Annotated in this window: 14 protein-coding genes; 10 read left to right on the top strand and 4 right to left on the bottom strand. The window is 67.6% G+C overall.

The window, feature by feature from the left end; genetic code table 11:
• Positions 1 to 16 precede the first annotated feature (16 nt).
• The 3 genes from ACTXG6_RS11095 to ACTXG6_RS11085 all read left to right on the top strand — a co-directional run bounded on the left by ACTXG6_RS11095 (position 17) and on the right by ACTXG6_RS11085 (position 8,302).
• Positions 17 to 1,195, top strand: a complete 1,179-nt coding sequence (locus tag ACTXG6_RS11095) for an alpha/beta fold hydrolase (RefSeq protein WP_445187684.1) — start codon at positions 17 to 19, stop codon at positions 1,193 to 1,195.
• Between the two features lie 317 nt (positions 1,196 to 1,512).
• On the top strand, positions 1,513 to 2,337 hold the full coding sequence (locus ACTXG6_RS11090; RefSeq protein WP_445187683.1) for an alpha/beta fold hydrolase: 825 nt from the start codon (positions 1,513 to 1,515) through the stop codon (positions 2,335 to 2,337).
• 991 nt (positions 2,338 to 3,328) lie between these two features.
• Positions 3,329 to 8,302: an AAA family ATPase gene (locus ACTXG6_RS11085; protein WP_445187682.1), complete on the top strand. Its 4,974-nt coding sequence runs from the start codon at positions 3,329 to 3,331 to the stop codon at positions 8,300 to 8,302.
• Between the two features lie 109 nt (positions 8,303 to 8,411).
• Here the strand turns inward: ACTXG6_RS11085 and ACTXG6_RS11080 are convergent, their stop codons facing one another.
• Positions 8,412 to 8,714 carry a DUF3040 domain-containing protein gene (locus tag ACTXG6_RS11080; RefSeq protein ID WP_445189973.1) on the bottom strand — a complete coding sequence of 101 codons (303 nt, stop codon included), beginning with the start codon at positions 8,712 to 8,714 and terminating at the stop codon, positions 8,412 to 8,414.
• 825 nt (positions 8,715 to 9,539) lie between these two features.
• On the opposite strand from ACTXG6_RS11080, the gene ACTXG6_RS11075 reads away from it, so the two are divergent.
• The 6 genes from ACTXG6_RS11075 to ACTXG6_RS11050 all read left to right on the top strand — a co-directional run bounded on the left by ACTXG6_RS11075 (position 9,540) and on the right by ACTXG6_RS11050 (position 16,374).
• Entirely contained in the window at positions 9,540 to 10,241 is a 702-nt protein-coding gene (locus ACTXG6_RS11075) for a response regulator (RefSeq protein ID WP_445187681.1), read from the top strand.
• Positions 10,242 to 10,410: 169 nt separating this feature from the next.
• Complete coding sequence (locus tag ACTXG6_RS11070; protein ID WP_445187680.1) at positions 10,411 to 10,674, top strand: hypothetical protein; 264 nt, start codon at positions 10,411 to 10,413, stop codon at positions 10,672 to 10,674.
• A gap of 445 nt (positions 10,675 to 11,119) precedes the next feature.
• On the top strand, positions 11,120 to 12,277 hold the full coding sequence (locus ACTXG6_RS11065) for a TIGR03857 family LLM class F420-dependent oxidoreductase (RefSeq protein WP_445187679.1): 1,158 nt from the start codon (positions 11,120 to 11,122) through the stop codon (positions 12,275 to 12,277).
• Positions 12,274 to 13,689: a hypothetical protein gene (locus tag ACTXG6_RS11060; RefSeq protein WP_445187678.1), complete on the top strand. Its 1,416-nt coding sequence runs from the start codon at positions 12,274 to 12,276 to the stop codon at positions 13,687 to 13,689. Before ACTXG6_RS11065 ends, ACTXG6_RS11060 begins: the two co-directional genes overlap by 4 nt.
• Positions 13,690 to 13,696: 7 nt before the next feature.
• Positions 13,697 to 15,199, top strand: a complete 1,503-nt coding sequence (locus tag ACTXG6_RS11055) for an acyl-CoA reductase (protein WP_445187677.1) — start codon at positions 13,697 to 13,699, stop codon at positions 15,197 to 15,199.
• Between the two features lie 56 nt (positions 15,200 to 15,255).
• Positions 15,256 to 16,374, top strand: coding sequence for a phosphotransferase (locus tag ACTXG6_RS11050; protein WP_445187676.1), 1,119 nt, complete (start codon positions 15,256 to 15,258; stop codon positions 16,372 to 16,374).
• Positions 16,375 to 16,442: 68 nt separating this feature from the next.
• Here ACTXG6_RS11050 and ACTXG6_RS11045 read toward each other — a convergent pair whose 3' ends face one another.
• Entirely contained in the window at positions 16,443 to 17,102 is a 660-nt protein-coding gene (locus ACTXG6_RS11045) for a TetR/AcrR family transcriptional regulator (protein WP_445187675.1), read from the bottom strand.
• A 144-nt stretch (positions 17,103 to 17,246) separates the two neighbouring features.
• Here ACTXG6_RS11045 and ACTXG6_RS11040 point away from each other — a divergent pair, with 144 nt between their 5' ends.
• Positions 17,247 to 18,389 (top strand): alpha/beta hydrolase, encoded by a 1,143-nt coding sequence (locus tag ACTXG6_RS11040; protein WP_445187674.1) that lies wholly within the window; start codon positions 17,247 to 17,249, stop codon positions 18,387 to 18,389.
• A 73-nt stretch (positions 18,390 to 18,462) separates the two neighbouring features.
• Here the strand turns inward: ACTXG6_RS11040 and ACTXG6_RS11035 are convergent, their stop codons facing one another.
• Both ACTXG6_RS11035 and ACTXG6_RS11030 read right to left on the bottom strand, forming a co-directional pair.
• Positions 18,463 to 19,260 carry an SDR family NAD(P)-dependent oxidoreductase gene (locus ACTXG6_RS11035; RefSeq protein WP_445187673.1) on the bottom strand — a complete coding sequence of 266 codons (798 nt, stop codon included), beginning with the start codon at positions 19,258 to 19,260 and terminating at the stop codon, positions 18,463 to 18,465.
• A gap of 661 nt (positions 19,261 to 19,921) precedes the next feature.
• Positions 19,922 to 20,830, bottom strand: coding sequence for a D-isomer specific 2-hydroxyacid dehydrogenase family protein (locus ACTXG6_RS11030; RefSeq protein WP_445187672.1), 909 nt, complete (start codon positions 20,828 to 20,830; stop codon positions 19,922 to 19,924).

The following is a 20,830-nucleotide window of genomic DNA, read 5'->3' as shown; positions in this document are numbered from 1 at the left end:
GCAGGTACTGCTCGTCGTGGAGCTGACCACGAGGCCCGGCGCCCAGCGGGAGATGCGCGAGGCTCTCGACCGGCTGGTCGACGCGACGCGCCAGGAGAACGGGGTGGTGCGCTTCGAGGTGGGACTTGATCCTGACGACGACACGCGGGTGCTGGGGTACGAGATCTGGGCGTCCCAGGATGCTCTCGATGAACACAAGGCCAAGGCGCATACACAGGAGTTCAGGGCTCGAGTCCGCGAGCTCGTCGTCGATCCCGCCACGCCGATGCGGACCGGCCGCTGGCGACCGATGCGCGAGGAGTTGCCGGCCGCGTACGTGCCCGGCACGCCCGGTTTCGCGCCGCCGGCGGCTCCGCCACCGGGTTTCACCAGTGAGCGGCGGCTGGTGAATGACGTGCGAATGCATTACGTGATCGGCGGTTCCGGGACGCCGATCGTCCTGCTGCACGGGTTCCCGAACACCTGGTATGCGTGGCGAGATGTCATGCCGAGGCTCGCCGAGCGCCACACCGTCATCGCCGTGGACCTGCGCGGACTCGGGGACTCTGATCCGGGGACCCAGCCCAACGATGTCACCACTGGTGCAGGCGATCTGCACGGGCTTGTCGCCGAGCTCGGTCTCGGCCCGGTGATGCTCGCTGGACAGGACTGGGGCGGGTCGACGGCGTTCGCGTTCGCGGCGGCCTATCCAGACGAGGTACGTCGTCTCGCCGTGCTGGAGGCGATGCCCGCCGGCCCGTGGACCGAGACTGGGTCAGGCAGCGGCAGTGCCTGGTTCGTCGGCTTTCATCAGGTACCGGACCTTCCGGAGCGGATGGTCACCGGACGGGAGCGCGCCTACCTCGACTGGTTCTTCCGCGCATTCTCTGCGAATCCCGGGGTGCCGACGCCGGCGGCGGTTGACGAGTACGTGCGGTGCTACACCCGCCCCGGCGCCATGGCCTCGGCCTTCGCCCGCTATCGCGGCCGCGACCGCGAGATCGAACACAACACAAGGCACCTGTCCCGGCTACTCGACCTGCCGGTCATGGCGGTCGGCGGCGAGCAGGTCTTCGGGGCCGCGGTTGCGGAGAACCTGCGCCACGGTGCGTCTGACGTGCGCCAGGAGGTCCTCGCGGATTGCGGACACTATGTCTCGGAAGAGAGGCCAGCAGAGCTCGCCAGCTTGCTGCTCAGCTTCTTCGACGGGGTGTGAACAGCCTCTGCGTCGGCGTCAGGCGCTCTACGCCGCCATCTTCCGCAGCGGGCGGAAAACACCTCAAGGATCGTACCTAGTCAGCGCCGTCCGCCCCGGGCGTCGATGAAATTTCGGGAAACCCTCTCCCGCGCACTGCCCTGCCGGGCCAGACTCTCGATTGGCGCCCATCCAAGGAGGGCACACGCTGCCGGATCTCCGCGGGCAGGGGAAGGCTCTGGGCCCTATGTGGCGTCACCGACTTTCGCCACGCACCTGAACGAGGGTGCGATCGCAGCCGGAGATCCGGTTGTGACCAGATCCACGGAAGGCACGGCATGGGAACCATCACCACGAATGACGGCACGGAGATCTACTACAAGGACTGGGGTTCGGGGCAACCGATCGTCTTCAGCCACGGGTGGCCGCTCTCGGCCGACGACTGGGACACCCAGATGTTGTTCTTCCTGCAGCACGGTTATCGGGTCATCGCGCACGACCGGCGTGGCCACGGACGGTCGAGCCAGACCGGCGACGGTCACGACATGGACCACTACGCCGACGATCTCGCGGCGTTGACAGCACATCTGGAACTGACCGACGCCATTCATGTTGGGCACTCGACCGGCGGCGGCGAAGTGGTCCACTACCTCGCCAGACACGGCGACAGTCGGGTGGCCAAGGCGGCGATCATCAGCGCGGTTCCGCCGCTCATGGTCAAGACCGACGCCAACCCGGGTGGGCTGCCGAAGGACGTCTTCGACGGACTCCAGGCTCAACTCGCGGCCAACCGTTCCCAGTTCTACCGCGATCTGCCCGCCGGCCCGTTCTACGGGTTCAATCGGCCGGGGGTGGAACCCTCGGAGGCCATCATCCAGAACTGGTGGCGCCAGGGCATGATGGGCGGAGCGAAGGCGCACTACGACGGCATCGTCGCCTTCTCCCAGACCGATTTCACCGAGGACCTGAAGAAGATTGCGGTGCAGGTTCTGGTGATGCACGGCAAGGACGACCAGATCGTGCCCTACGACGACGCCGGGCCCTTGTCGGCGAAGCTCCTGCAGAACGCGACCTTGAAGTCCTATGAGGGCTTTCCGCACGGGATGCCCACCACGGAGGCGGAGACGATCAACGCCGATCTGCTGGAGTTCTTCCAGGCATGACCGAGACGGAACAGCCCCGGTCCAATGACGGCCGGGGCTGTTTGCGCTGTTCAACACGGTGGCCAGGGGCGGGGTCGAACCGCCGGCCTACCGCTTTTCAGTTACCCGCCCGACCGTTCACATGGTCCGGCGTCGCTCCAGTGCTGGTCAACGCACCGGGAGCGACTGCGGAGACATTCTGAACGGATTGGAGCTGAGACCTTGACTGAGACCCCCGAACACGACCACAGCTCCGGCCTCTTAACGCTCGTCCTCGGTGACCGGCCGGGAAATCAGCGGCACCCCGGGCCATCGTGTCGCCGTCGTGCGGCAGAGGTGGATCATCTAGCTGGCTTCCAGGTCTTGGTGATCGGGTCGTACTGAGCATAGATCTGAGCGTTGCCGTCCCGGCCAAGCTTCCAGATCTGGGGGTCATCACCCGTCCTGGCACCCGTGGCCATCCATTCCGGAACTCCCCCGGGCGTGCTGCCCGTACCAGTGAAGGGCCGATCTTGCGAGACAAGAGGCGACCCGTCGAACGGTGGCACGTCGCCCACGAGCGATTGCATGTGACCGAACTCCTCCCCCTTGGGCCCGCCGAAGGGATGAACATCCGCTCAGCCGCGTCATCGCCGGCCGTCCAGCGCAGTGGGTACGCCTCGCTGGCGTCCTTCGGGATGGGCGACCATGCGCCGGCGCCGGGTGTCGGTTCCTTGCCCTCGGCGATGGCCTTGGCCCGGGCGGGCGTCTCCCCCCGGTAACCCGGAGTGGTCCCCCGTGGCACTTCCACGGGTCGCTCCACTCTCCGTCCGCGAAGAGTGTGGCTGTGGGCTATGTGTAAGGCCATGAGCACGAGGAGATCGTCTCCACCCTTCACCGGCCGGTAACTGCACCTCGGCCCGTGACCGGGACCGCCGTCGAAGCCCACCACGCGTCGCTGAGCTCTCGCCTTGGCCCTGGCATGGGTGTAAGCACGGTGTGAGCCGCGGTCCGGGGTGTCTGGGGGTGTCGGATGGGGACACACGGGGTGGGGCCGGAGCCAGATCCCCCGGTAGGGGTCGAGGTGCTGCACGAGAGCCAACGCACGCGGGTGACTCGACTGTTCCTGCCCGGCGGCACGGTGATCCGGAAGCAGCCGCTCGGGGCGGACGCGCCGCGGCGGCTGCGCCACGAGCTGGGGATGCTGGGCCAGTTGCACGATGTGTGGGGGGTCGCGCAACTGCTGGATGCGCCGACGTATCCAGACTCGATCGTGTTGGCGGACGTCGGGGGCATCAGCTTGGCGGGGGTGCCCACGCCACTGAACGTCGACGAGTTGATTGGGCTGGCGACACTGTTGGCCCGGGCGGTGGCGGGTATGCATCGGCGGGGCGTGATGCATCGGGACATCACCCCGGCCAACGTCGTACATTCCGGCGACGGCGGCCCGTGTGTGGTGGATTTCGGGTTGGCGAGCCCGTTGGCTGAGGTGCGCCCGGAGTTCAGTCACCACACCCAGATCGTGGGGACGTTGGCGTACCTGGCACCGGAGCAGACCGGGCGGACCGGCCGGCCGGTGGATCATCGCGCCGACCTCTACGCGCTGGGTGCCACGCTGTACGAATTGGCGACCGGTGCGCCACCGTTCGGCTCCGGGGACCCGCTGCGCCTGGTCCATGCCCACCTGGCCCGGGTGCCGCCCCCGCCGGCGGAGCTGAACCCGGCCGTCCCGGCCCCGCTGTCGACGATCATCCTGCACCTGCTGGAGAAGGAACCGGACCACCGCTACCAGAGCGCCGACGGCCTGGTCTATGACCTGGAGCGGGTCCGGCACGGCCAGACAGGTCCGGCCGCGGCGGCGGTTCGGGTCGGCGAGCGTGATTTTCCGGTGCGGCTGGTGCCGCCGTCGCGGCTGGTGGGCCGCGAGGCGCAGGTGGCAACCCTTAAGGAGGCGTTCGAGGAGTCGCTCGCCGGCCGATGTCGTGGTCTGCTGATCAGCGGGGCGCCGGGGGTGGGTAAGACGGCGCTGGTCGATGAGCTGCGGACGGTGGTGACCGGCCGGGATGGCTGGTTCGTGGCCGGCAAGTTCGACCAGTACCGGCGGGATAGCGAGTTCAGCGCGGGACATCAGGCGTTTCGGGCGTTGGGTCGGCTCCTGCTGGCCGAGCCCGAGGACGAGCTGGCGCGGCTGCGCGAGCGCATCCTGCGGGCGGTGGGCGCCAACGCGGGTCTGCTGGTCGCGGTGCTGCCGGAGTTCGCCGCGCTGCTGGCCGTGCCGCCGGATGCGGGGGACCCGCTGACCGCACAGGTGCGCATACAGCGCGCGGGTGTGGCGGTAGTGCGCGCGGTCGCCTCCCGGAAACGACCCTTGGTGGTGTTCCTCGACGACCTACAGTGGGCCGGGCGCACCCCGCTCGGCTTCGTCGACCTACTGCTCAGCGAGGAGCCGGTCGAGGGCCTGTTGCTGGTGGGCACCTTCCGGGACCGCGACGTGGACGCCGCGCACCCGCTGGCGGTACCGCTGTCCCGATGGCGCGACCAGGCCGACGTGCGGCAGCTGCCGCTGCACAACCTGCCGCTATCGGGGCTGGTCGACGTGGTGGCCGAGATGCTGCACGTGGACCCGGCCACGGCCGCGGGCCTCGCCGAACTGATCCATCCCCGCACCTCCGGCAATCCCTACGAGACAGTGGAGCTGATCAACGCACTGCGCCGCGACGGCCTTGTGGTGGCGACCGCGGCCGGGTGGCGGTGGGACACCACGGCCGTGCGCACGCACCTCGGCGGCTCCGAAATGGCCGCGCTGCTCGCGGGTCGCCTCGCCGCCCTACCGCCACCGTCGCGGCAGGTGCTGGAAGCTATGGCGTGTCTGGGCGGGCGCGCCGAGCTGAGCCTGCTGCAGACCGCCACCGCCACGCCCACCGCAGCGATGCAGCAGGCACTGGCACCCGCCCTCGCGGAGGCCCTGCTGGTGGCCGAGCCCGCGGTGTCAGAGGCGGTGCGGTTCCGCCACGACCGCATCCGCGAGGCCATCCTGACCGGGATGGACTCGCCACGGCGACGGGCCCTGCAGCTGGCCATGGCGCGACGGCTGAGCGAGGTGCCGGAGTTGTTCGCCGTCGCGGCCGAGCAGTACCTGCCGGTGACCGACGCGCTCGACGACTCGGCAGAACGGGCGCAAGTGGTGCGACTGCTGCGCCGCGCCGCCGACCAGGCGGCGTTGACCGGCGAGTACGCCCTGGTGAACACACTCCTGTCGGGTGCGCTGCGCCTGATCGACCCGGGCCAGACCGCCACGCTGATGGAGGTGCACTCCGGTCGGCACGCCGCCCTGTACAGCATCGGGCGCCTACACGAGGCGGACGAGGAGTACCGCGCGATCGAGGCGTTGTGCCCCACCGCCCTGCAGCGCGCGGACCCGACGGCGGTGCAGGTGAGCAGTCTGACCCACCGGACCCGTTTCGCGGAGGCGGTCGCGCTGGGTGTTGAGTCGCTGCGTGAGCTCGGCATAGACGTGCCGGCGCCCGACCGTCTCCCCGCTGAGCTCGACCGCCAGTCCGACCGTCTGTACCGGTGGCTGGACCACACCGACGCCGCCGACGATCTGGTCCGCCCGGACATCACCGACCCGACGCTGCTCGCGGCGTCCGGTCTGATCGACGCAACGCTGCCCCCGGCCCGCAACGGCCTGGACTTCTCCCTACACGGGTGGCTGAGCCTAGAAGCGTTGCGGATCGTGATCGAGCACGGCCCCGGCCCCGCCCTGGTCGGCCCAGCGGGCTGGGCAGCCTTCCACGCCGTGGTGCTGCGCGGCGACTACCCTGCCGGGTACCGGGGAAGGCGGCGGATCCTTGCGCTGAGCGAAGCCCGCGGCTACGAGCCCGACACCTCGAAGGCGCGCTTGCTGTTCTCTCTCCTGAGCTGCTGGGTCGAGCCGATCGAAAACGGTGTCCACGATGCTCAGCGGGCCCGGGAAGGGCTGATCGCCGGGGGTGACCTGGCCAGCGCGGGACACACCTACTACCCGGCCGTCACGGGCCTGCTGGACGCCGCGCCATCGCTGGACGCCTGCGTCGCCGAGGTGGAGGCCGGCCTGGCCTTCGTGCGGCGTACCGGCGCGGAACACACCGGCCAGTTGATTGACGGCTACCGGTGGCTGGCTGGTGTGCTGCGTGGTGAAAGCCCCGCTGCGGTTTCTGAGGTGGCACCCGACAGGTACGTGGGCAACCCGCTGGCGCTGTTCCACGCGCACCACACTCGCGCGCTGGCGGCCACCATCTTCGGCGATCCGGCCGGCCTGTTGCGGCACACCGCGGCGGCGATGCCGCTGCTGCCGGCGGCCCTCGGCCTCTACCCGACCGCCGTGGCCCGCCTGCTGCGCGGGTTGGCCCTCACCGGCGAAATCCGCGCCAGCGACCGCGACCAGCGCGTGCCAATGTTGTCCGAGCTGGATGAGGTGACGGGCTGGCTGACCGCCCGCGCCGCGGCCGCCCCGGACAACTTCTTACACCTGCTGCGGCTACTCGAAGCCGAACGCGCCTGGGCGCTCGGCGACTTCCGCGCCGCCGCACTGGGTTTCGATATCGCGCGCCGCGAGGTCGCCGGCCGTCCCCGGCCCTGGCATCAAGCGCTGATCACCGAACGGGCGGCCCGCTTTCTCCTGGCCCGCAGCTACGATCACGCCGGCTTCGAGCTGCTGGCCCAGGCCCGCGAGCACTACCTGGCCTGGGGGGCGAGCGCGAAGGTGGACCAACTCGACTGGGCCTACCCCGCCCTACGCCCCCTCGAGGTGACCGTCGGCGGCGAGGAGCCCACCGACGGTTCGCGTGACCGCGCTGGGGTCAGCACCGGCACCCTGGACCTGCTCGGCATCGTGGCCGCGTCGCAGGCACTCAGCGCGCAGACCAGCATCGACCGGCTACACACCCGAGTGGTCGACGTACTCGGCGCGATGACCGGCGCCACCGGCGTCCACCTGCTGCTCTGGGACAACGACCGGCACGACTGGCTACGGCCGACACCCGCCCGCGGCACCACCCCGATCAGCGGCACCGGCCACGAACACCACCTGCCGACATCGGTGCTGCGCTACGTCCAGCGCACCGGTGAACCGCTAATCGTGCCCGATGTGCCCGGTGATGACCGGTTTGCCCGCGACCCGTACTTCACCGATGTCGCCTGCTGCTCGCTGCTGGCGCTGCCCATCCTCAGCCGTGGCACCCCGCGGGCGATGCTGCTGCTGGAGAACCGGCTCATCCGAGGCGCGTTCAACGCCGACCGGCTCGACGCCGTCACGCTCATCGCCGGCCAACTCGCCGTGTCCCTGGACAACGCCCAGCTATATGCCCAGCTCACCACCTCACGCACCCGGATCGTCACCGCCGCCGACCACGCCCGGCAACAAATCGAGCGCGACCTGCACGACGGCGCCCAACAGCGACTGGTCTCCCTCGCACTGCGGCTGCGCGCGGCGCAGGCGGTGACACCGCCCGATTCCGGTGAGCTGGTGGCCGAGCTGGACTCGCTGGTCAACGAGGCCACGAGCGCACTCGACGAGCTACGCGAACTCGCCCGCGGCATTCACCCAGTCGTTCTGGTGGAGGGCGGGCTGCCCGCCGCGCTGGAGACACTGGCACTACGCAGCGCCGTCCCCGTCGAGCTGAACGTGGCCATCGAGGAGCGACTGCCCGAACAGATCGAGATCGCCGCCTACTACGCGGTATCCGAGGCCCTGACCAACGCCGCAAAACACGCCGCCGCCTCGGCGGTCCAGGTCCAGGTCGACACCGTCGAACGCGACGGCACCGACCTGCTGCGGGTCGAGGTCCGCGACGACGGACGTGGAGGCGCCGCGGTGGCCCGGGGCACCGGGCTGCTCGGCCTCAAAGACCGCGCCGAGGCCCTCGGCGGGCGAATCCTCCTGCACAGCCCACCCGGATCGGGCACCACCCTGCGCCTAGAGCTGCCTCTCACCGCCCCCAACGGCGGGGCCACGTTCCCCACCTAGACGCGCCGACCTGCCCATCTGCGGCACAAGCACGAGGGTGACCGCGGCGAGAACCGCGGTGCGACGAACCGGGGTCCGTGCATCGAATTCCGCTACATGACCCAGCGGGCTATACGCCGTGACGAGATTGCTGAGTTGGAAAGCGGCGGCGACGTATCAAGAAGGTCGCCCCCGCAAGGGTCAGCGCCGGCACAGCGGATGGGGCCGCACCGGCGTGCGAACACGTGAGGCACACCAGCGCCGAGACCACTGACAGGACGATCACCAATGTGTGCCACCGCCGCATCCGACGCTCTGGGACGCTCACTCGTCTCGCCAGCTGAGCTCTCATCCGTGCGGCGAGCTCCGGGTCGCTTTCGGTGAGCTGGCGGGCGATGCCGTTAAACCGCCGTTCCTCATGTTCGCTGAGCATCGTTGCTCCTGTCTTCAGCGGCGATCGGAGTCCAAACAGCTTGGTCAGCACATAGGGACATTGATTCGTCATTTCCCGCCGGTCGGTCGTCAACAGCCGAGGAACGACGCGTCGCAACCGGGCACTCGTCCTCAAGGTGTTCGACCATCGCGCCGACCAGGGCGTTGCTCCAGCTCTCCAGCTCGTATTCGACGTGTCGCCGCACCGTATGTACCCAAAGGCCGCAGACAGTGCAGCGTGCCGAGCCCTCGAGGTGGGAATGCGAGCGCCAGGTGCGTGTGGCGAATTCGGCGGTTGCCCGGCGGCCGGACTTGGTGTCGGAGGTCAGTAGGGCGAGTGTCCGCCGCTTGCTGATCACGGGTGGCATTGGGGGGTGTCTCCCTGATCTGCGCGATGTCAAGGCCGAGTCTGGTCTGGGCGATGTCTGCCGCTCGTGCGACTCGACTTCCCGACGCAGCTCAACGGATCTGCTGGTCCGCTAACAGGCTCTCGCAGGAAGGCACCGGTGTCGTCACCGCGACCAGGGATCTGTCACTGCCGGTTGGCCGGTAAGCTCAATACCAACTAGTACGACCAACTAGTACGGCAGTCGCACTAGGGCAGATGAGGCATTCGCCGCGGTCACCGCCGAGGCGGGGCATTTGCGCGGGAGCAACGGCAGGAATGAAGGAGCTTGACCTCTAGCTCTGCGACGGGCACTGCCGCCCTGCCGAAACGCTCGTGCCGCGAGCTGGGTGAGACGAGCAATTCGCTGCCGCCGCCGCTTTGGGCGGTAAGCTCTCCGATGCCGGGCCCGCCGGTCCCGCGCCAGCCGAGGTGGTGGGCATGACAACCCGAGCCCGCGACGGCAGCGACGCCGACGAGCAAGCGCACCGGGGTCGCGGCCGGGTCGTCGTTGCCGACGACGACGTTTTGGTCCGCGAGGGGGTTACTAGCCTGCTGCAGCGGTCCGGCTTCGAAGTGGTGGGTCAGGCGGGCGATGCGACGGAGTTGCTTCACCAGGTCAGCGACCACCATCCGGACCTGGCCATCGTCGACATCCGAATGCCGCCAACGCACGCCACAGAAGGGCTCGCAGCCGCCTACCGGATCCGACGGGAGTTCCCCAAAGTCGGGATCGTCCTGCTGTCGGCCTACGTTCAGCTCAAGGACGCGATTGAGCTATTGGCAAGCGGAGAGGGGGTTGGCTACCTACTCAAGGCCCGGGTCACCGACGTTAATGAGTTCATTCAATTCCTTGAGCGGATCATGGGGGGTGGCTCAATAGTCGACGCGTCGCTGGTCAAGGAACTCCTCGGCGCCCAACGCAAGAACGACCCATTGGCGGCGCTGAGCAACCGCGAGCGTGAGGTGCTTGCCTTGATGGCCGAGGGGCGGTCCAACGCCGGAATCGCACGGGCGTTGTGGGTCACCGAGACTACAATCCAAAAGCACATCCAACACATCCTCACCAAGCTCAGTCTTTCCGCTGGCCCCGACGATCACCGCCGTGTCTTAGCGGTCCTCACCTGGCTCAAGGCTCGCTAGACCCGCCTTCGAGGAGTTCTCGGATGGCGCGCGCCGAGAGGGATTCCTTGGTGATAAATCCGAGCGATGGACTCGCATCGATGAGTCGCGCAAAATCCGCCTCGGAATATGTCGAGATGAAGATAATCCTGGGATCATCTTGCGACGGATCCGTTCCTGGCCAAACAGCGTGAAGGTCACGCGCGACATCGAAGCCAACCTCCGCGCCGAGTCGGACATCCAGGAGCACGACGTCAGGTCGCAGGTCACCGGCCCGTCGCACGGCTTGCGCGCCGGTCGGCGAAAGCTTGAGAAGGACGTCATCGCCGGCGTCCGCGACCTCGAGAACGCACGAGACGCCGGGCGCCTGCGAAGGCCCGACCGTGCGTGGACCGTCGAGGAGTGGCTGACTCACTGGGTTGAGAACATCGCCCAGCCAGCCGTCAGGTACTAGGCGTACCGCGCCTACCGGGCAGCCGTGTACACCCGCCGCGCGCTACCACAAGACTCAGCCGTGCAAGCCAGGGTGCAAGCAGCAACCAGATCTGGCCGGGGCTGTTTGTGCAGGTCAACACGGTGGCCAGGGGCGGGGTCGAACCGCCGACCTACCGCTTTCAGATACCAGCCCGACAGTTCAGGACCTCTCCCCTGTCGCTCCTGTGCTGGTCAACGCGCTGCGGGCGACAGCAGAGACGATTTACGGCCGCCGACTACCGGGAAGGCGAGCGGGTCGAGCGGATCCCCGCCGCTGAGGAACGTGTCCGCGGCGGAGTGCTTGACAGTCAATACCGTGCACCATACGGTAACTGCCATCTCCGTACGCATGACGGCATTACCGGTCGCGGCACGTCCTGGACCACGGTTTCGCCGCCGTCCCATGTCTGAGGAATCGAGGCTTAATGCAGGACACCGACACGCTGGCACCCGGCGAAGCACGGAGCGGACGCGACGAGCTCGCGCCGGTGACGCCGGACTTCAGCGCCTACATCATCGCCGGCGCGGTGAGCTCGGATCCGGACAAGTTCCAACGGGAGACCGAGGGTCGCACCCCCGCGCAGGGGATCGCCGACGGTGTGGACGCCGAACGGCTCGGGTTCCGCCGCGTCTTCATCTCCGAACGCTGGGACCTCAAGCAAGCCGATGTGATCCTGGCCGGTATCGGCGCGCTCACCACCCGGCTGGAGTTGGTCACCGGGGTGATCGTGCCGACGACCCGGCATCCGTGGAACGTCGCGGCGCTGGGGGCCACGATGCAGTCCTGTTTCGGCCCGCGTTTCGTGCTCGGACTGGGCCGGGGAGAGAACGGCGCCTTCCGCGGCATGGGCATCGAGATGACGCAGTTCAAGGCGATGGTGGACTCAGCGCGCATCACCCGTCGTATCTGGGCAGGCGAGAGTGTCGCCTACTCGGGACAGCTCGGCGAGTTCGATGCGTTGCAGGCGCACGAGGCCTACCACGGGCCGCAACCGCCGATCTGGTTCGCCGGTTTCTGTCACGCCAAGGGCGCGGCCGCGGTGGCGGAGGCGTTCGACGGGGTGATCCTTCCTCCGATGATCACACCGGACGCGACCGCCGCGGCTGCCGGGAGGATCCGGCAGGCCTGTGAGCGGATTGATCGGGACCCGGCGTCGATCCGGATCGTGCAGCCGGTGGTCACCGCCCCGGACATGGACGAGTTCGAGGCCCGCTCGATTTCCACCGGGCGACTGGTGACCTATCTGCAGTACCCGTACTACGGCGACGTGCTGGCCAAGGCCAACGGGTGGGACCTCGATGTGGTGCAGAAGATGCGGGAGCATCCGCAGCTGACCTCGGCGCCCAGGATGGGAGACCTGACATTCCACCGGCACCAGATGGTCGAAGGTCCCGGTTCGGTCATCCCGTGGTCGTGGGTGCTCGACTGCAGCGCGATCGGGACATCGAGCGAGTGCGTACGTTCCCTGCAGCGATTCATCGACGCCGGCGCGGACGAGGTGACCACCTACGGGTCGACCCCACGGCAGAACGCGAAGCTGATCGAGGCCTGGCGCGAGCGCCCCGAGGCAGTACGGGGATGACGGCGTCCGACATTGAGCTGTTCGCGTCCTCGCCGGCCCACTACTTCGGTCATTCCTGGCATGCCATGCACCACCTGCCGGCCCAGGAGTTGACTCGCCTGCAGCTCGAGGCGTTACGGCTGCGGTTCGCACAGCTGCGTGGCCGAATTTCCACGCTGACCGCGATGGCAGACGAGTACGGCGTGGGCACGATCGACACCTTCGAGGATGTCGTGCCGCTGCTGTTTCAGCACTCGGTTTACAAGTCCTATCCGCTTTCGCTCCTGGTCAACAACCGATTCGACGCCCTGACCAGCTGGCTGGGACGGCTGACCACGCATGACCTGAGCGGGGTCGACGTCAGCGGCTGCGAGGGAATCGACTCGTGGCTGGACGTGCTGGACGAGCACACCGAGTTGCGGGTCGCGCACAGCTCCGGGACCGCGGGCGCGATGTCGTTCATCCCCCGGTCAATGCGCGAGTGGGACCCGATGTTCGAGGCGTTCCGGTGCGGGCTGTTTCAGTTCTCGGATCCGAGCGGGGCTGGCGGACGACACGACGGCGAGTACTTCGAGCTGATCTGGCCGCTCTACCGGAGCGGACGCAGCACCATCATGCGGCTGCCGCAGATGGGCCTGGCCCACCTGATGGGCTCGGAGGAGCGGGTGCACGCGTTGCGCCCGGGTCGGATGAGCTCGGACTCGATGTTCCTCGCCGGCCGGCTCCGGGCCGCCGCGGCGCGCGGCGAGGTCGACCAGCTCGATATCAACCCTGCACTGCGAGACCGCCGGGAGGAGTTCGTGCGCGAGCAGGGTGAGATGGCCGGCACGCTGCCCCGGTTTATCGACGAGGTGGCCAGGCAGCTGAAGGGCCAACGGGTGTGGCTGCTGGGCACTTGGAACGTCCTCTATGCGATGGCCAAGGCGGGCCTCGAGAACGGCATGACGCAGATGTTCGGTCCGGACTCCCTGGTGACGACCGGCGGCGGAGCCAAGGGCCAGTCCGTGCCGGATGATTGGGAACAGACCCTCGGCGAGTTCACCGGGATCGAACACGTGCAGCACATGTACGTGATGTCCGAGATCACCGGACTGAACAAGATGTGCGAGCACCAGCGCTACCACGTCGAGCCGTGGGTGATCCCCTTCGTCCTGGATCCCGATGACGGGCGTCCCACTCCGAGGCGGGGCGAGCACACCGGGCGCGCGGCATTCTTTGATCTGATGGCGCAGACCTACTGGGGCGGGTTCATCTCCGGGGACGAGGTGACGATCAGCCACGACCCGTGTTCGTGCGGGCGCACCACCGCTCACCTGGCCCGTCAGATCGAGCGCTACTCCGACAAACGCGGCGGCGACGACAAGATCACCTGCGTGGCGGCGGAGGACGCGCACCGCGCCGCGCTCGAGTTCCTGACCCAACGACTGGACTGACGAGGTCATGCCCACAGCAACAGAGCTCGACATGCTGAGTACACCGGCGGTGGTGCGGGGCAAGGTCATCGCCGATGACCTGGTCACCTTCGACGGGCGCGGCGGCGGCGTCACATTCCGGGCGCCGCGGCCTCGCTCGCTGCTCCGTGCGCTTCCGTTGCGATCCGGGCTCGGGGAGCTGCACCAGCTGGACTTCGAGGAGATCGTTGCCTACCTCGAGCACCTGGGTGACGCGCTGGTCCTCGACCGCAACGAGCATCTGCAACAGGCGCTGGAGTACTCGGCTGGCTGGTCGGACATGACCGCGCCGCTGGTGCGCTCGTCCTTTGAGCAGATGCCGGCTCTGTTCAGCGCCGAGTCCGTGCGCGAGGTCGCCGACGGCACGGTCGGCATCCCGTACCTGACCGGGTGGGTTCCGCACCGGATGACCGACGGCCGCACGGCGGCGGTGCGGGCGTTCGGCGCACGCGCGGTGCACGTGATCGCGGGCAACAGCCCGCTGATTGCCGCATTGAGCGTCATCCGCAACGCGATCACACGATCCGACGCGATCATTAAGACCCCGTCGAACGACCCGCTCACGGCACTGGCGATCGCCCGCACCATGGTTGACGTCGCGCCGGACCATCCGATCACCCGGCACCTGTCGGTCGCCTACTGGAAGGGCGGGGACGACGAGTTCGAGCAGGCGCTCTACCGGCCCGCGCACCTGGAGAAGATCATCGCCTGGGGTGGGCTCGCCTCGGTGTCACACGTTATGCGCTACATCCAGCCGGGCCTGGAGCTCATCTCGCTCGACCCGAAACGCAGCGCGACGATCATCGGCGCCGAGGCGCTGGACTCCGCGGAGGCCCGAGAGCAGGTCGCGCTGCGCGCCGCGACGGACATCGGCGCTCTCAACCAGCTCGGCTGTGTGAACGCGCGGGTGATCTACGTCCTGGGCGCGACCAGCGCGGAAGCGCTGGAGCAGGTAAACCGGCTCGGCGAGGCCATCTACCGGCACCTGCAGCGGCTGCCGGCAGCGGTGAGCACAAAGGCCAAACGGTTCGACCCGGAACTGCGGGCTCGCATCGACGGCCTGCGCACCAGTCCGGATTGGTATCGCGTCTATGGCGGCCGCCACGGCGAGGGAGCTGTGATCGTCTCTCAGCTGAACGAGCCGGTCGACTTCCACACCGCCTTGTCGGGACGGGTCGCCAACCTGGTACCGGTTTCGGACCTCGACGAGGTCGTCGGTGCGATCAACAGCTACACCCAAACCGTCGGGATCTACCCAGAGTCGCTCAAACAGCGGCTCCGTGACGTTCTGCCCCTCTACGGAGCCCAACGGTTGGTCTCGCTCGGCTACGCCGCCGACCCCAGCATGGCCACCCCCCAAGACGCGATCGAGCCCGTGCGCCGCATGGTCAAGTGGATCGTCGACGAGTCCTGTGACCCGGCAATCGTGCCACCCCTGTGGAACCTGACAGCTCCGGACACCACCGGCGAGGCCGCCGCAACGGCCCGATAGCCCCGCCGCTTGAGCGATCTCGAGACACCCGACCCGTGCAAAGGAGCATGCGGCACATGAAGCCCGCCGAGCCCGCCGAAGCAACCGATCCGACCACCATCCCGGACCGGCTCGTCGACTCCACCGACGAGCTGACTCCCGAGTGGCTCACAGCGACGCTGCGCGCCAACGCCGTCATCAACGAAAACGCCGCCGTCGCCACCGCGCACAGCGCCGTCGTCGGCACCGGCCAGCTGGGCTTCGTCGCTCGCACCATGCTCACTTACAGCGCAGGCACCGGGCCATCCTCCGTGATAGCGAAGTTGCCCTCGACCGACCCCGGCAGTCGCGCCATGGGCGCCGCCATGGGCGTCTACGAAGCCGAGGTCCGGTTCTACCGGGACATCGCGCCCTCCATCCGAGCTCGCGTGCCCGCGCTGTACGCCGCCGGGCTCGACAGGGCAAGCGGCCGGTTCACCCTCTTGCTGGAGGATCTATCCAGCACCATGGACGCCGGGGACATGGTCCGGGGCGGCACCCCGGACCAGGCGGCACTGGCCATCGCCGAGTTGGTCCCGCTGCAGGCGCCGGTGTGGAACGCACCGGCCGTCACCAGGCCTGCCTGGCTCGGGGTAGACCGCACCCAGATGCTGTTCGACCACGTCGAGCAGTCAGTCGAGCCGTTCCTGCAGCGCTTCGGCGAGCGCATTGGGGATGACCACATCCGCCTCATTGAACGCCTCGCGCCCAAGGCCGGCACTGTCACCGGCCTCGTCTGGCAGTCCCCGTTCGTCGTCTGCCACGGGGACTACCGCCTGGACAACATGATGTTCGGCAGACACGACACCGCCTCGCCGATCGCGGTGATCGACTGGCAAGGCGCCCGGATCGGGCCGCCCCTGCTGGACGCCGCGATCTACCTCAGCTCCTGCCTCCCCCCCGAGCAGCGACGAGCGGTGGAACGCGACCTGCTCCGCGAATACCACACCAGGCTCGTGGCGGCCGGGGTCTGCGGGTTCGACCTTGAGGACTGCTGGCGCAGCTACCGGGCATCGTCGTTGTACCCGTTCCTGCTCTCGATCGCCGTCTCAGTCACGATCGCCCGCACCGAACGTGGAGACGACATGTGGACGCGCATGTTCCTCGGCGCGGCCGACCTAGTGACCATGACCGAGGCCGACCACCTTCTGGGCTAGGCCCCGGGAAAGCGCAGGCGAGCGATCCACTCCACCTCGCGCGGACTACCAGATCCATTCACAGTAGCTCACTTATTCACAGAGTTCGCTAACCCGCCAACCAGCAAGTCCAGGCCGTACTCGAATGCCGGATCGGACAGATGAGATGCGTACATCGATGCGACCGCCGTCAGCCGTGGAAATTCCTCAGCGGACAACTCTTCGATGCGTTCTGGTAAATCAACCGGTGCGTGCCTGGCCTGTGCGCCGGAAAAACCCAAGACGTAATACGTCAACACGCCGAGCGCATGCACCGCGTCCTGCTCAGAGAGGCCACCATCCAGCAGCAGGCCCAATATTTGCTCGCGTAAACGGAAGATTCCCGGCGCCGGAGAAAGCTGACCGAGGATGAGCGTGACCAGATTCGGATGCCTGCGGCACAGTCGATGCAGATCCCGCAGCTCCCCACGAAGCCGCACGTCCCAAGGCGCATCCTCGGCCGAATGGCGAGGCCGATCCCCCTGATTGAACACGTGGCTGGTGACCGCTTCGAGCAGTTCCTCTCGACTCGGGAAATAGCCGTAGACAGTCATCGTGCCGAGACCGAGATCGTCGGCAAGCCGTCGCATACTGAACTTGTCCGGCGGCTCCCGATCGACCAGACGCAGAGCGGCATCCAGAACCTCGCTCCGTGAATATTTGGGACGCGGACCTGGCCGACGTCGAACTTTACTTGAATTCCCAGCCACTTAATCAGCATACAGTGCCAATCGCCCGGTCACGCGGCCCGGTGCGCGGGTATTGCGTGGCGACAGTCACCAGCGGCGACCGCACGTCCCGCCACGTGGAGCTGTGAATGGTTACCCCGACAACTTCGGCCACCGGAGGTCTGCATGCGCCATGCGATGCGGCTCTTGCGCTACACATCAAGCTTGTCATTAATGCTATCGGTCACATTAGCCGCAATGTGTCTGACAGTCATGCTATTCCCAGGATCACAGGGTGTGGCGTTCGCTCAGACGCGAGGGGTATCGTGCCGAACGATCAATGTAACCGTAGCGCTGACCGCAAGCGGTCCGCATAACCAACGCATTCAAGGAACGCTTTGCGGTGCACCCGGAGATGGCGGTCGACCTGTCCAAATCCTCGTCCACGGGTTCACCCTCACCCGCACCTACTGGGATTTCCCGGTGGACAATGACCGTTACTCATACGTGAAAGCAGCCATCGCTCAGGGCTACTCGACTCTGGCGATCGACCGGATCGGCGTCGGCGGGAGCAGCACCCCGGCCACGGTGGAGGTGACTCTCGACTCGAACGTGCAGACCGTGCACGATGTTGTTCGTGCTGTACGAGACGGTTCGGTCACTGGATCACCGGTTAATCGCGTAGTTCTAGTCGGCCACTCGTTCGGCTCGGCGATCAGCGTGACCGAGGCGGGACGGTTCCATGACGTCGATGCCGTCGTCGCCACATCCTTTCTGCATACACCGGGGCCGGGCGCTGGTCTCCTGATCGGCAGCGCCTACCCCGCGCAGCTCGATCCACAGTTTTCCTCACGACACCTTCCACCCGGTTACATCACCACGCTGCCGGGTACCCGATCACAGTTCTATTCGCCTAAGGACACCGATCCCCGGGTGCTCGCCTACGACGAGGCCCACAAGGGGACGGGAACCGAAGGCGAGATCGCGACCTTCGGCGCCTATCTGAGCCCGGTATACGACGCCCTGACCGTGACGGCCCCTGTGCTGTTCGCCGTCGGTAGCGCCGACGCGTACTTCTGCACGCTCAGCCTGCCGTGCACGAACGGTCGGCTGGTGGCTGCTCGAGAACAGCCGTACTTCACCGACACAGCCAGATTGAGCGGCTACGTCCTGCCCGGTGCCGGCCACAACATGGCGCTGGAACTCAACTCACCGCTTGCCACGACCGCGATCCTGAACTGGATCAACCACCCGACTCGTGGTGTGCCCGGCGTGGGCCTCGGCCTTCCCGTAACCCGCGCTCTCCTCTCGCCGTTTCCCCACATCTAGACCTCGACATCCAGTAGCGCTCGGCGACCGGCGAGAGGACACCAACCATGACAATGCCCGAACCGGAACAGGTTTAGCTGAACATCCGACGGCACGTGGGTAGCCAGATGAATCGGGGAAGGTGCGCGGCAAACCAGACGAACACGCGCACCGAAAGCAACGGGACCGCGGTTCGCCGCCCTCGGGCGAGCGCTTTCAACCCCACTTCCGCGCACAGCTCGGGTGTCGCCGTCAGATGCCCTGGCTGCCGGTTCTCGATCCGGGACGCGTTGGCGACCTCGGCGAACTCCGTCGACACCGAGCCGGGACACAGCGCCGTCACGGTGACGCCGTGAGGCTTGAGTTCACAGTGCAGCGACTCCGCGATCGAGGTCACCGCGGCCTTCGTTGCGGCGTAGGTGGCGAAGTACGGCATCGGCTGATTCCCGGCCATGGACGAAACCATCAGCACCGCGCCGGATCGTTGCTCGACCATCGTCGGGACGAATTCCCGCGCGAGTGCGATCGTCGCCTCCACATTGGTTCGAATCATCAGAGTGAGGCGGTCGGGCTCGGAGGCGGTGAACGGGGCCACCATGCCGAACCCCGCGCACAGCACCAGGACATCGATCGTCAGGCCGAGTGCCGAGACCTCACGCAGGAGGCGTGCACGATCGCAGGGCTCGGCCAGATCGGCCGGAACTATCTCGACGCGACACCGGTGGCGCTGGGTGAGCTCGGCGGCCAGGTCCTCGAGGCGGTCACGGCGGCGTGCGACGAGGACGAGGTCATGCCCGCGAGCAGCGAGGTTGCGCGCGAGCGCCGCGCCGATCCCCGAGGATGCGCCGGTGACGAGTGCGGCATGGTTCGGACGCGGTGGGGGGATCGCCATAGGAGGGGCCCGCACTTTCAGTCTCATCGATTACCGTGCGCTGCACGGTGATAACTAGGAAGGTCACCGTACGATGCACGGCATTAGATCGTCAAGCGCAGCCCGAGCTGACCACCAACTCCGGCCGCCGAGGCTTTCCGCTCCGTTGCCCCCGGCCGCCGGGTAGCCCGTCGGCATGCCGGCGTACGACTGTTCGCCGTTGCACGGACAACCTGCCGACGACACCTCCCCCCGCCCAGTATCCGCAGGACGATGACGAACTCGACCTGACGGACTCGGTGTGGCAGCCACACCGACAGGCACACCGCCCTGCCCGGCCGCGGTCGCCCAGTTCGTCCCGTAGGCATACCGCACGTGACTCGTTACGAGTCGGGCCACGCCCCAAGCTCCCGACCCGGTAGGCCCGGACGTCCGGGCGGGTTCCCGCAGGTCACAGCACTGCGTGTGACGCCAAAGCCTCAAGGGTGGATCATGCCGGGAGTGCCGCCGGCCACTCCTGCACCCGCTCGAGCAGTAGCGTCGTGGGTTCGGGACCCCACCAGTCTCTGAACAGCACGGGTATCGGACCTACTGTCCTCGAAAAGTGGGCATACGCCGCGCGGCCGCCTCATCTATACCGACCGCGCGTCCTCGGTTTGGGCGGATCGTGCCCATTGCTCGCCTAGTAACCGGTGGTTGGGTCGATGACACCTCTCAGGGGTTGGCCTGCGAGAAATCGCTCGGTGTTGTCGTGAACGCGTCGGGCGAGCTCGGGTAGGAGGAGGCTCTCACTGTTCGCCGAGTGGGGAGTGATGAACGCTCTGGGCTCGGACCAGAGGGGGTGCCCGTCCGGTAGTGGTTCGGGTTGGGTGACGTCGAGTGCCGCCCCACCGATCTGTTCGGTCCGCAGCGCCTCGACCAGCGCGTCCGTGTCTACGAGGGCCCCACGCCCGACGTTCACCAGCCATGCTGTCCGCTTCATCATGGCGAGCTCGCGGCGCCCGACGAGCGAGCGGGTGGCCGGGGTCGTGGGCGCGGACAGAACCACGTAGTCCGCCGCGCGGAGGACCGGTTCGAGCTGGTCGGGTCCGACCGAGAGTCGCGCGCCGGCGACCTGCCTGCCTGATCGCGTGATCGCCAGAATCTCGGCGCCGAGAGGTTCGAGCATCGCGATGAGTGCGGCGCCGATTCCCCCGGCCCCGATGACGGCGACCTTGGCACCGCGAAGTGTTGTCGGGGTGGGTCTGGTCCAGGTGCGCGTGCGGGCCAGTTGGTGGAACTGTCGTGCCGCGCTCAGCAGCGCGCCTAGGGTGTGTTCCGCGACGGCATGCGCGTAGCAGCCCGCCGCCGACGTGTAGATCCGATCTTCGTCGATCAGGCCGGCCTCGAACCAGGGCTCGACCCCGGCGTTCGGGAGCTGGACCCAGCGGACGCCGGGATGGACGATGGCCGGGAACTCCGCGGGACCGCCGCCGTACCACACGAGCGCGGAGGCGTCCTCGGGCTTGTCGGAGATCTTGGCTCCCGCCGAGAGCACGGCGTCAACGAGATCGTTCGCCCGTTGCGGGCCGATGTAGATGGCGTCCTGCAT

The sequence above is a fragment of the Pseudonocardia sp. Cha107L01 genome (assembly GCF_052566575.1).
The sequence above is the reverse complement of the archived record's forward strand: the minus strand, read 5'-3'. Positions and strand labels throughout refer to the sequence as shown.